Annotated in this window: 11 protein-coding genes; 8 read left to right on the forward strand and 3 right to left on the reverse strand. The window is 74.0% G+C overall.

Translation table 11 applies throughout. The annotated features are described in order from the left end of the window. Positions 1-113 precede the first annotated feature (113 nt). Genes Q1K26_RS22330 through Q1K26_RS22340 form a run of 3 tightly spaced genes read left to right on the forward strand, consistent with a single transcriptional unit; the run spans position 114 to position 2037 of the window. Entirely contained in the window at positions 114-476 is a 363-nt protein-coding gene (locus Q1K26_RS22330) for a GntR family transcriptional regulator (RefSeq protein ID WP_300016477.1), read from the forward strand. Further along, positions 473-1363, forward strand: a complete 891-nt coding sequence (locus Q1K26_RS22335; RefSeq protein WP_300016480.1) for an ABC transporter ATP-binding protein — start codon at positions 473-475, stop codon at positions 1361-1363. The genes Q1K26_RS22330 and Q1K26_RS22335 overlap by 4 nt, the downstream gene beginning before the upstream one ends. Further along, the gene (locus Q1K26_RS22340) at positions 1360-2037 is read left to right on the forward strand and encodes a hypothetical protein (RefSeq protein WP_300016483.1); all 678 of its coding nucleotides are present in this window, start codon (positions 1360-1362) and stop codon (positions 2035-2037) included. Before Q1K26_RS22335 ends, Q1K26_RS22340 begins: the two co-directional genes overlap by 4 nt. A gap of 3 nt (positions 2038-2040) precedes the next feature. On the opposite strand, the gene Q1K26_RS22345 is transcribed toward Q1K26_RS22340, so the two are convergent. After that, positions 2041-2736: a TIGR03943 family protein gene (locus tag Q1K26_RS22345; RefSeq protein WP_300016486.1), complete on the reverse strand. Its 696-nt coding sequence runs from the start codon at positions 2734-2736 to the stop codon at positions 2041-2043. Further along, positions 2733-3713, reverse strand: coding sequence for a permease (locus Q1K26_RS22350; RefSeq protein WP_300016489.1), 981 nt, complete (start codon positions 3711-3713; stop codon positions 2733-2735). The genes Q1K26_RS22345 and Q1K26_RS22350 overlap by 4 nt, the downstream gene beginning before the upstream one ends. A gap of 279 nt (positions 3714-3992) precedes the next feature. Here Q1K26_RS22350 and Q1K26_RS22355 point away from each other — a divergent pair, with 279 nt between their 5' ends. Next, positions 3993-5081: a maleylacetate reductase gene (locus Q1K26_RS22355; RefSeq protein WP_300016492.1), complete on the forward strand. Its 1089-nt coding sequence runs from the start codon at positions 3993-3995 to the stop codon at positions 5079-5081. A 36-nt stretch (positions 5082-5117) separates the two neighbouring features. Here the strand turns inward: Q1K26_RS22355 and Q1K26_RS22360 are convergent, their stop codons facing one another. Next, positions 5118-6008, reverse strand: a complete 891-nt coding sequence (locus tag Q1K26_RS22360) for a CAP domain-containing protein (protein WP_300016495.1) — start codon at positions 6006-6008, stop codon at positions 5118-5120. Between the two features lie 163 nt (positions 6009-6171). Between Q1K26_RS22360 and Q1K26_RS22365 the strand changes: the two genes are divergently transcribed. The 4 genes from Q1K26_RS22365 to Q1K26_RS22380 all read left to right on the forward strand — a co-directional run bounded on the left by Q1K26_RS22365 (position 6172) and on the right by Q1K26_RS22380 (position 10799). Next, complete coding sequence (locus tag Q1K26_RS22365) at positions 6172-6939, forward strand: IclR family transcriptional regulator (protein ID WP_300016498.1); 768 nt, start codon at positions 6172-6174, stop codon at positions 6937-6939. 510 nt (positions 6940-7449) lie between these two features. Continuing rightward, on the forward strand, positions 7450-8496 hold the full coding sequence (locus Q1K26_RS22370) for a nitronate monooxygenase (RefSeq protein WP_300016500.1): 1047 nt from the start codon (positions 7450-7452) through the stop codon (positions 8494-8496). A 316-nt stretch (positions 8497-8812) separates the two neighbouring features. Beyond that, complete coding sequence (locus tag Q1K26_RS22375) at positions 8813-10510, forward strand: alkyl sulfatase dimerization domain-containing protein (protein ID WP_300016503.1); 1698 nt, start codon at positions 8813-8815, stop codon at positions 10508-10510. Then, the gene (locus Q1K26_RS22380; RefSeq protein WP_300016512.1) at positions 10413-10799 is read left to right on the forward strand and encodes an alkyl sulfatase C-terminal domain-containing protein; all 387 of its coding nucleotides are present in this window, start codon (positions 10413-10415) and stop codon (positions 10797-10799) included. The genes Q1K26_RS22375 and Q1K26_RS22380 overlap by 98 nt, the downstream gene beginning before the upstream one ends. The last annotated feature ends 647 nt before the right edge of the window (positions 10800-11446 follow it).

Raw genomic sequence — 11446 nt, forward strand, 5'->3', positions numbered from 1 at the left:
ATGCGACACGACCCCGTGCCCGCGTCTACGACCTCGTCGACGCTCTTGACAGCCCCGTTCTCACGTTGCATGGTTAACTACATGAGTAACGAACCAACGGACTGGGTGTCGGCGTGAGGGACGACGGCCGTCCGCTGTTCGTGCAGATCGCCGAGCAGATCGAGACCTCGATCGTCGACGGGTCGCTGGCCGAGGAGGCCCAGGTGCCCTCGACGAACGAGCTCGCGGCCTTCCACCGCATCAATCCGGCCACCGCGGCGAAGGGCGTGCACCAGCTCGTCGCCGACGGGGTGCTCTACAAGAGACGAGGGATCGGCATGTTCGTCGCCACCGGCGCGCGCACGCTGCTGCTGGACCGCCGGCGCGAGGAGTTCGCGAAGGCGTACCTGGCCCCGCTGCTGGCGGAGGCCCGCAAGCTCGGCATGGACGCCGAGCAGGTCAAGAAGATGATCGACGTCGCGGGGGAGGAATCATGAGTGCGATCAGGGCGGTCGGTCTCACGAAGCGCTACGGCGAGGTCGCCGCACTCGACGGGATCGACCTCGAGCTGGCCGAGAACACCGTCCACGGGCTGCTCGGCCGCAACGGGGCGGGCAAGACCACGCTGATGCAGGTGCTCACCGGGCAGGTCTTCCAGACCTCCGGGAGCGTCGAGATCTTCGGCGAGGCGCCGCGGGAGAACGTGGGCGTGCTCTCGCGCGTCTGCTTCGTCAAGGAGAGCCAGCGCTACCCCGACGCGTTCCGCGTGTCCCACGCCCTGCGCTCGGCGGCGCTGCTGTACCCGCACTGGGACGCCGCGTTCGCCGCGGAGCTGGTCGGGGAGTTCGGGCTGCCGGAGCACCAGATGATCAAGAAGCTGTCGCGGGGCCAGCTCTCGGCGGTCGGGGTGATCATCGGGCTCGCGTCGCGGGCGCCGCTGACCTTCTTCGACGAGCCTTACCTCGGGCTCGACGCCGTCGCCCGCCAGCTGTTCTACGACCGGCTGCTCGCCGACTACGCGGAGCACCCGCGCACCGTGGTGCTCTCCACGCACCTGATCGACGAGGTCAGCGACCTCGTGGAGCACGTCGTGCTGATCGACCGCGGTCGCGTGCTGCTCGACGACGCCGCCGACGCGCTGCGCGACAGCGCGGTCACCGTCAGCGGCCCGACCGACGCCGTGGAGCGGTTCGTCGCCGGGCGCGCCGAGCTGCACCGCGAGCAGCTCGGCGGGTTCCTGCGGGTCACGGTCACCGGTTCGCCGGAACCGGCCGTCGACGCGCCGGAGCTGCGGTTCGAGCCGGTCTCGCTGCAGCAGCTCGTCGTCCGCACGACGCAGGCCCGGCCGGTGGGAGCCGGCGCGGCCCCGGGGGAGTTCTCATGACACGCATCGTCGACGTCGCCCGTCTCCAGCTGATGGACGGGCGCAAGGCCGTCGGGCTTCCGCTCGGGATCATGGCGACGGTGCTGGCCCTGAACGTCGCGATCGCGTTCATCGCCAGTTCCGGCGACCTGTCCACCGGCGGCGTGAGCGCGATCTACGTCGTGGTGGCCATCGGGCAGATCCAGGTCATCACCCAGTTCTTCCCGTTCGCGCTGGGCCTCGGGGTCACCCGCAAGGAGTTCTACGCCGCGGCCCTGCTCTACGCGCTGGTCCAGGCGATGGCCTTCGGCCTGGTCCTGGCCGCGGGCCTCGCGATCGAGCGGGCCACCGGGGGGTGGGGTGTCGGGCTGGGCTTCTTCCGGTTCGGGGCACCCGAGAACCTGCTGCTCGCCTGGCTGGTCTTCGCGGCGGTGCTGCTCGGCTGCTCGGCGGTGGGTCTGGGGTTCGGGGTCGTGTTCAAGCGGTGGGGCCAGCTGGGCGTGTATGCGGTGCTGATCGGTCTCGCGGTGGTCCTCGTCGGGGCGATGGCCGTCATCGGGTGGCAGGGCTGGTGGCCGCAGGTGTTCTCGGCGCTGGGTGACCAGCCGCCCGCGGCCGCCGTGGTCTACCCGCTGCTGCTCGCGCTGCTGGTCGGCGGCGCCGGGTGGCTCGGGCTGCGCCGGGCCACACCCTGACCGTCAGTACTCGTAGGGGTCCGGCGGGGCCGCCACGACCTCAACGGCCGCCACCGTCATCGCCGGGACGTACCCGGTGGCGGCGGTGGCGCTGCCGGTCTGCACGGTGCCGCGGACCCGCAGCCAGGTGTCCGGCGGCGGATCGCCCAGGTCGCCGACGAGCCGTACCCGGTTGGGGCGGGCGTCGGCCGCGCAGCAGGCGATCGTGAGGCGGGCCAGCTCCACGGCCGCGCCGCGGCGGACCGTGAAGCCGGTGAGCGTCACCTCGCGGCCGTCCAGCGAGCCCGAGCGGTCCCACGCGGCACGTTGCACGAACTCCGCGACGGTCAGCTCGGGCTCGGCCGGCAGCGGCGCGAACACGTCGCCGTCCTGCACCACGGCGTTGCGGGCACCGGCGCGGGCCACCGAGTCGGCGCCCAGCGCGGGCGGGGCGACCAGCGCGATGACCAGCACCGGGGCGAGCAGCAGCCACGGCACGTGCCGCTCGGCGGCGCCGTGGTCGTGGTCGTCGGCCGGGGCGTCGCCGCGCAGGTCCCGCACCAGCGCCACCACGGCCAGTGCGACGATGACCGCCCCCGCCGCGACCAGCAGCCAGCGGTGCGAGGGCTTGACGTAGCGCAGGTATGTGTCGTCGGCGGCGATCCGCAGCAGCGCACCGCCCAGCAGCACCAGCAGCACGTGCTGGGTGTCGCGCCTCACGGCAGGATCACCGACCCGGCGGCGCACGCGCAGAGGATCGCGACGACGAACGTGACCGGGGCGAAGCGGGCCGCGAACGCCCGCCCGAACGTGCCGGCCTGCAGCGCGATCAGCTTGACGTCCACCGCGGGGCCGACCACGAGGAAGACCAGCCGCGGCAGCAGCGGAAGCATCGACAGCGACGCGGCGACGAACGCATCGGCCTCGCTGCACAGCGCCAGCACCACCGCGAGCACGGCCATGACGACGATCGCGAGCAGCAGCTGCCCGGCCAGCGCGTCCATCCACTCCGGTGGCACGAGCACCGACAGCGCCGCGGCGGTGGCCGCGCCGAGCACCAGGAAGCCCCCCGCGGACACGAGGTCGTGGCGCGCGGTCTCGGCGAGCACCGCCCACCGGCCGGCGCCCCCGGTGGTGGGCGCGGAGCGCCGGGCCCGGTCGGCGATCCACTCCGCCCGCCCGGCCCGCTGCCACAGCCAGCCCATCACGCACGCCGTGGCGAGCGACCCGGCGAACCGGGCGGCCACCATCCGCGGCTCACCGGGGAACGCGACGGCCGTGGCCACCAGCACGACCGGGTTGATCGCGGGTGCGGCGAGCAGGAACGTCAGCGCCGCGGCGTCGGGCACGCCCTGCCCGATCAGCCGCCGTGCCACCGGCACCGAGGCGCACTCGCAGCCCGGCAGCACCAGCCCGGCCGCGCCGGCCACGGGAACCGCGGCGGCCGGGCGGCTCGGGAGCGCCCGGCGCAGCGCAGCCGGGGACACGAACGCCGCGATCACCCCCGACAGCAGCACCCCGAACACGAGGAACGGCAGCGCCTGCACGCAGACGGCGACGAACACGGTGGCCGCCGTGCGCAGCGCCGGCGCCGCCGCGACCTCGGTGAGCAGCGGCCGGGCCAGGATCGCGAGCACCAGGACCGCGCAGAACACGTGCAGCGAGGTGATGCGGGAGGCCCGCACGGCGGTGGTCACGACCGCGCATGCTGCCAGCCCGCCCGCGGCGCCGGGCCCGAATGCGCACACTGCCCCGGCCGTGGCGCCAGCCACCCACCCCCGCGACGTTGCGCCTCGCCGCCACAGCCAGGTTGCAGTGGAGCCACCCCACTGCAGTGTCGCCGCAGTGAAGCCACCCCACTGCGACCCGGAGGACCCCAGGTGCGGGTTCGGGGTGCTGTAGGACGTCGCGCAACTGCGGGGAGGGGGCGCGGGGGCCGGGTGGACATCGATCTCGGCCCCCGACAGGGTGGGCCGGTGCACTTCACCTACGACGCACTGCCCGGCCGCGTGGTATTCGGGGCCGGCGCGGCGCGCACGGAGCTGGCCGCGGAGATCGACAGGCTCGGGGCGACGAGGGTCCTGCTGATCGCCTCGGAGCGTGACGCCGGCCGCGTACGGATCATCACCGATCCTCTCGCCGGCCGGGTCGCGGCCACGTTCACCGCCGTGCGCGAGCACGTCCCGGTGGCCACGGCCGACGCGGCGCGGGCGGCCGCCGTCGGGGCCGATGCGGTGCTCTGCATCGGGGGCGGATCCACCATCGGGGCCGCGAAGGCCGTGGCCCTGACCACGCGGCTGCCCATCGTCGCCGTCCCCACCACGTACGCCGGATCCGAGGTCACCCCGATCTGGGGGCTGTCGGAGGACGGGGTCAAGACCACCGGTGTGGACCTCGCGGTGCTGCCGCGCACCGTCGTCTACGACCCGGAGCTGACGGCCACGCTGCCGCCCGAGCTGGCCGCGGCGAGCGCGCTCAACGCGATGGCGCACTGCGTCGAGGCGTTCTGGGCGCCGCGCCGCAACCCGGTGAGCAGCGTCCTGGCGGAGGAGGGGGTGCGGGTGCTCGCCGCCGGGCTGCGGGACGGCGATCCCGCGGACCTGCTCCGGGGCGCCTACCTCGCCGGCACCGCCTTCGCCGCGGCCGGTTCGGGCCTGCACCACAAGCTCGCCCACGTGCTGGGCGGCCTGGGCCTGCCGCACGCCCGCACGCACGCGACCGTCCTGCCGCACGTACTGGCGTTCAACGCTGCGGGTTCTCCGGAGGCCACCACCCGCATCGCCCGCGCGCTGGGGTGTGCCGACGCCGTGGCCGGGTTGCGGGCGTTGACCGACGCGGCGGGCGTCCCGCGCGGGCTCCGGGAGCTGGGGCTGCGGGCCGACCAGCTCGACGAGGTGGCGGCGCGCACCGAGGCGGTCGTGCCGGCGGACAACCCGGTGCCCGTCGGGGGTGGGGCGCTGCGGCGGCTGGTGCAACTGGCGTGGGAGGGGGCGGGGTGGGAGGGGGCGGCCGGGCCCACGGCGAGCGCGAGCAGCCCGGCAGTCGCCGATGCGCCCACGCGGTGAGGGCGGCCGGCGGGCTCGACCGCCGGGTACGGCGGGTCAGCGCGGAGTGCCGAACACCTGCGTCCAGTAGACGCCGTACTCCCCGCCCTCGACGCGGCCCACGCCGATCTGGGTGAGCTCCCCGTCGAGGATGTTGGCGCGGTGGCCCGGGCTGTCCATCCAGCCGCGCACGACCTCGGCCGCGGTGCGCTGGCCGGCCGCGATGTTCTCGGCGACCTTGCGGTAGGGATAGCCGGCGGCCACGGCGCGGTCCCAGACCTGCGCGCCGTCCGGGTTCTCGTGGGCGAAGAAGCCGCGGCGCACCATGTCCGCGGTGTGCGCGTGCGCGGCGCGGGTCAGCCGGACGTCCACGGCGAGCCCGCCCAGGCCATGCCGGGCACGTTCGGCGTTGGTGGCGGCGACGACCTCGTCGACGGGCGGGTCCCCGCGGGAGGCACCCGCGCCGGGTCCGGCCGGGGTGCCCGTGCCGTCGTCGTCGACCTGCACCCCGAAGTCGCGGGCGAGCCCGGCGAGCCCGTCGGAGTAGCCCTGGCCGATCGCCCGCACCCGCCAGGCCCCGGCGCGCGGGTAGATCTCGGCCAGCAGCAGCGCGGCCTCGGGCCCGAGTGCGGGCAGGCGGGCGAAGGGCCGCCCGTCCGGGCCGGCGAGGGTGGCACGCGGGCCCGCACCGGACGGGCCGTCCGGGCTGGCGACCACCACGACCCGTTCCGCGCCCGCTCGCAGCCGGGCCGGGGTCACCTCCACGCGGCCCGGCGCCACCGAGACCCCGGGTGCGCGGGGAGCGTTGTAGAACACGAAGTCGCCGTCCCCGCCGACCTTGCCTCCGGAGCCGAGGACCAGCGCCGACAGGTCGTACCCCCCGTCGAGGCGGACGGCGACGGCGGCCCCGGGCAGCGGGGTGTTCGCGCCGGCGACGAGCTCGATCACGCACCGACAACTCGCCGCCGGTCCCGCGGGTTCCCGGGGCGTCCACCGGGTGCGCTCCGGTCGTGGTTCGGGCCGGACGGCCGGCCATGGCGCGCGGCGGTGGTCGATGTGGGCCGGAACCGATCGGCTCGGCAAGTAGGCTCGGACCGGAGGCAGGTGGGTGATGAGCAGCATCGAACGGACCGGAGGCGTCCAGTCGCTGGACCGCGCTTTCGGCCTGCTCGAACACATGGCCGCGGCCGGGGGTGACGTCGCGCTGTCCGAACTGGCCACGAGCTCCGGCCTGCCGCTGCCCACGATCCACCGCCTCATCCGCACGCTGGTCGGGTCGGGCTACGTGCGGCAGCTCCCGTCGCGGCGCTACGCGTTGGGACCCCGGCTGATCGGTCTGGGGGACGCCGCATCGCGGATGCTGGGCTCGTGGGCGCAGCCGCAGCTCGCCGGGCTCGTCGACGCCGTGGGGGAGACCGCCAACATGGCGATGCTCGACGGCGACGCGGTCGTCTACGTGGCGCAGGTGCCCTCCAGGCACTCGATGCGGATGTTCACCGAGGTGGGCAGGCGGGTGCCGGCGCACTGCACCGGGGTCGGCAAGGTGCTGCTCGCGCAGCTGCCGGTCGCCGAGGTGCTCGCGCTGGTCGGGCGGGCGGGGCTGGTGGCGCAGACCCCGCACACCATCACCGACCCCGAGCGGCTGCTCCGCGAGCTGGAGAAGATCGGCGAGCAGGGCTACGCCGTCGACGACGCGGAGCAGGAGCTGGGCGTGCGCTGCGTCGCGGTGGCCGTACCCGGCGGGCCGTCGATGACGGCACTGTCGATCTCGGGCCCGGAGACCCGGGTGACCTGGACCGCGGTCGAGAAGATCACGCCGTTGCTGCACGCCGCGGCCGCGGCCCTCGCGGGTGAACTGTCGGGGAGGGCCGTGCCGTGAACAGCGAACATCTCGTGCGGTGCGCCGACGGGTTCCGCGGTACCCGGCCGCCCCGCTGACCCCGCGCCCCGCCGCCCCGATTCACGCGCACCCACACCCCGACTCGCGTGGCGGCTCCGCGAGTCGGGGTCCCCGTGTGCGCGAGTCGGGGTCTCCGTGTGCGCGAGTCGGGGTCTCCGTGCGCGCGAGTCGCGGTCAGCGGTGCTCGCGGTGCCACCTGCGCAGCCGCACGAGTGCCACGACGCTGAGCGGCAGCACGGCCGGTCTCGGGCGCTTCCGACCCCAGCACGTCGATCTCGTCGACGAACAGCACGCAGGGCGTGTCCCGCCGACGTCGGCGACGCGCAGGCCGGGCGTTCCGCGCGTCCTCGGCAGCGGCTTCGGGGCTGGAACCGGGGGGCGATCGCGGGTCCGCGTCGACCGCGGCCAGGAGGCCGGCGAGCGGGCGTCGTCGGACACCCGGGTACCGCCGTCGCAGCGGGGCTGCGTCCCCGGTGGTAGGACGGGTCCATGATGCCGGCGCGCGTGCGCGAGTTCTGTGACCGATTCGGCCTGCGGGTGCCGATCCTGGAGGCGCCGATGGCCGGGGCCTGCCCGCCCCAGCTGGCGGTGGCGGTGGCTGGGGCGGGCGGGATGGGCGCCTCGGGGGTCGTGCTGGACCCGCCGGAGCAGATCGCGCGGTGGATGCGCGAGTTCCGGGCCGGGTCCGACGGCCCGGTGCAGCTCAACATCTGGATCCCCGACCCGCCCGCCGACGACCCGGCCCGTGTCGACGCCGCCCGGGCCTTCCTCGGCAGGCTCGGGACGCCCGGTGAGCCGGGTGCGGCTGCCCCGGACTTCGCCGAGCAGTGCGCGGCGATGCTCGACGCCCGCCCCACGGTGATCTCGTCGATCATGGGCCTGTTCGAGCCCTCGTTCGTGGCGCGGATGCACGACGCCGGCATCGCCTGGTTCGCCTGCGCCACCACCCTCGACGACGCGCTCGCCGCGCAGGCCGCCGGCGCCGACGCGGTCGTGGCGCAGGGCATGGAGGCGGGCGGGCACCGGGGCACCTTCGACCCGGCCATGGCGGAGGCCACCGACGTCGGCCTGTTCGCACTGGTCCCGAGGCTGGCCGACGGTCTGGACGTCCCGGTGATCGCCGCGGGCGGGATCGCCGACGGGCGCGGCGTGGCGGCCGCGATCGCGCTGGGTGCGAGCGCGGTGCAGATCGGCACCGCCCTGCTGCGCACACCGGAAGCCGCGATCGCCGCGGACTGGGCCCGGTCGCTGCACGGCCTCGCTCCGGAGGCCACGGTGCCCACCCGTGCCTACTCCGGCCGGCTGGCCCGCGCCGCGCCCACCCCGTACGTGACGGCCTGGCACACGCCCGGGGCGCCGCCGCCCGCGCCGTACCCGCACCAGCGGGCGCTGGTCGCGCAGTGGCGGCGCGGCGAGCCGGACGGGATCGACCGCGTCAACCACTGGGCGGGACAGGGTGCGGCACTGGCCACGGCGGACCCCGCGGGGGAGGTCGTCGCGCGGATGTGGAGGGAGGCAGTGGCGGTACTGGAGTGAGTCCAGCGGTCGCGGGACGCAGCGCGGGCGACGTCGTCGCCCGGCGACCGCCGCATCCCCTGCCGCGGGGGAGATCGCCGGCACCGACGCCGTCCCGGCCGTCGGTCCTGTGCTCCGGTCGGCTCAGGTGTGGTGCGCAGGCCGGTCGTCGGTCGGCAGGCCGATGACGGCCGTGCGCGTCCCGTCCTCGCCCGGCGCAGGTGAGGCGGCCGGCGGGCCCGGCGGCGAGGCTCGATGCTGCGATGACGGCGGCGGACGCCCGCTGCTGTCGTGCCGATCCGGAGCAGGACGAGCGCGACACGGAGGTCTGCGGACGATGGAGCACTTCCACCCTCTGGGCACGCCGCCCTCCGCGGAGACGGTCGCAGCGCTGCGGGCGGCCCGCGAGGCACTCCCGTTCGACGACGTGCGCGACATCGAGGAGGCCCGCCGCGGGTTCGTCGCGGCGCCCGCCTACCGCCGGATCATGGCGGAGGCCGGACACGTGGCCTGGGACATGGGCAGCTACGACTTCCTGCTCGACGGGCAGGACTTCGACAGCATCCACCCGTCCCTGCAGCGCCAGGCCGTCCTCAACATGCACTACGGCCTGTTCGAGGTCGTACCCGACCGCATCTACCAGGTCCGCGGTTTCGACCTGGCCAACATCAGCTTCATCCGGTCCGAGACGGGCTGGATCGTGTTCGACCCGCTGACGGCCAAGGAGACCGCCGCGGCGGCGCTGGCGCTGGTCACCGAGCACCTGGGCCACCGGCCCGTGGTCGCGGTCGTCTACTCCCACTCGCACGCCGACCACTTCGCCGGCGTGCGCGGCGTGGTGGACGAGGCGGACGTCCGCGCGGGCACGGTGCAGATCATCGCGCCGGTCGGGTTCCTCGAGCATGCCGTGGCCGAGAACGTCTACTCCGGCAACGCCATGAACCGGCGCATGTTCTACCAGTACGGGTCGCTGCTGGCGCGGAGTCCGTTCGGGCACGTCGACCAGGCCATCGGCAAGGGCGTGGCGGCCGGGACGGGCGGCCTCATCGCCCCGACGGTCGTGATCTCCGGTGACGTGGAGGAACACACCGTCGACGGGGTGCGGATGGTCTTCCAGAACACCCCCGGGACCGAGGCGCCGGCCGAGATGAACACGTGGTTCCCCGACTGGAAGGTGTTCTGGGCCGCGGAGAACATCACCGGGACGATCCACAACATCTACACGCTGCGCGGCGCCCTCGTCCGGGACGCGCTGGAGTGGTCGCGCCAGATCAACAGGGCGCTGTACCTCTTCGGTACGCAGGCCGAGGTGATGTTCGCGTCCCACTCGTGGCCCCGGTGGGGCAACGACCGGATCCAGGAGGTCATGCGCACCCAGCGCGACACCTACGCCCACCTGAACAACGGCGTGCTGCACCTGGCGAACCAGGGCGTGACGATCAACGAGATCCACAACGTCTACCGGGTGCCCGAGTGCCTCGAGCGGCAGTGGGCCGCGCGCAGCTACCACGGCTCGGTCGAGCACAACTCCCGCGCCGTGGTCAACCGGTACCTGGGGTACTGGGACGGCAACCCGGCGACGCTCATCCCGCTCTCACCGCGCGACTCCGCGCCCCTGTACGTGGACATGATGGGCGGCGCGGAGCCGATCCTGCGCCGCGCCCGCGATCTCATGGCGGACGGCTCGTACCTGCTGGCGATCGAGATCCTCGACAAGCTCGTCCACGCCGAGCCTGCCGACGTCGATGCCCGACGTCTCCTGGCCGACGCGTTCGAGCAGGTCGGCTACCAGCGGGAGAGCCCCAGCCTGCGCAACAGGTTTCCTGGCCGCGGCGCTCGAGCTGCGCTCCGGCATCCCCACCGGGGCGGCGCCCAGCAGCAGCCACCCGGACCTGATCCGCGCCCTGAGCACCGGCCAGTTCCTCGACTTCCTCGCGATCCGCATCGACCCGGCGAAGGTCTCCGGGCTCGCCTTCACCATCAACCTGGTCACGCCCGACAATGGGGAGCGGTTCGTCGTCGAGCTCAGCAATGACACCCTGACCAACCTCCAGGGCTTCACGGCCGACGACCCGGACCTCACGATCACCGCCGACCGCACCGACCTGGAGGAGGCGATGATCGGGACGAGGCCGCTGCAGCAGCAGATCGCCGACGGGACGGTCGCGCTCGACGGCGACGCCGCCCTGCTGGGCACCCTCGCGACGCTGCTGGTCCACTTCCGGCCCGACTTCGAGATCATGCCGGGCACGGCCGGGGGCGCGGGTTCCCCGCTCACCGACCCCTTCGTCCAGGAGCCGCTGGGCGACAGCTCGGGGGGCTGACGAACCCGGACACGACCTTCGGCGCGTACGGGAGCATCTGCGCGCCTCGGCAGGACTCGAACCTGTGGCTCCCGCTACGGGAGGACCGACAACGCGAGGTTCCACGGGGTAGCGGCGTCACCGGATGAGTTCGAGGCCCTCGTGCTCGGCGACGTCGCGGTAGTCCTTGATGTTGAGCGTGATCAGCGGCAGGTCCCGGGCGATGCAGCAGGCCGCGATCAAGCTGTCGTTGATCGGGCGTGGTCGGCCGCGCAGCCGCCCGGCGGCCTGGATGTCGCCCCGGACGATCGCAGTCGTCGACGGTAGCGTTCAGGATGACGACACGGCGGAAGAACGCGTGCAGGCCCGCGCGGCGGGCCTCACCCCATCGGTGGCGGTGGGTCCACTGCGTGAGCTCGCCGACGGTCACGAAGGTGATCGCGATACGGCGCCCGCGATCAGGCGGTCGAGATGGTCGGGCAGCCGTGCTGTGAGGATCGCGGAGGCGACATCGGTGTCGATGACGACAGTGAGCCTTTGCCAACCTCGTCAGCGAGTGTGGCGGTTGTGCGGCGTGTCGGCTCCGTGCATGGGTGAAGCTCCTGGTAGACGGGCGATTGCCTAGATCAACTCGCCTGGCCAGGAGCTTCGTCGTGATGTCTTACCCC

Origin of the sequence: Pseudonocardia sp., from assembly GCF_029263155.1 — a bacterium.
Lineage (GTDB): Bacteria > Actinomycetota > Actinomycetes > Mycobacteriales > Pseudonocardiaceae > Pseudonocardia.

Excerpts from the sequence above, each read along its gene's own strand:
- Q1K26_RS22335 (WP_300016480.1), top strand. The coding sequence starts at position 473 with ATGAGTGCGATCAGGGCGGTCGGTCTCACGAAGCGCTACGGCGAGGTC.
- Q1K26_RS22340 (WP_300016483.1), top strand. The coding sequence starts at position 1,360 with ATGACACGCATCGTCGACGTCGCCCGTCTCCAGCTGATGGACGGGCGC.
- Q1K26_RS22365 (WP_300016498.1), top strand. The coding sequence starts at position 6,172 with ATGAGCAGCATCGAACGGACCGGAGGCGTCCAGTCGCTGGACCGCGCT.
- Q1K26_RS22370 (WP_300016500.1), top strand. The coding sequence starts at position 7,450 with ATGATGCCGGCGCGCGTGCGCGAGTTCTGTGACCGATTCGGCCTGCGG.
- Q1K26_RS22375 (WP_300016503.1), top strand. The coding sequence starts at position 8,813 with ATGGAGCACTTCCACCCTCTGGGCACGCCGCCCTCCGCGGAGACGGTC.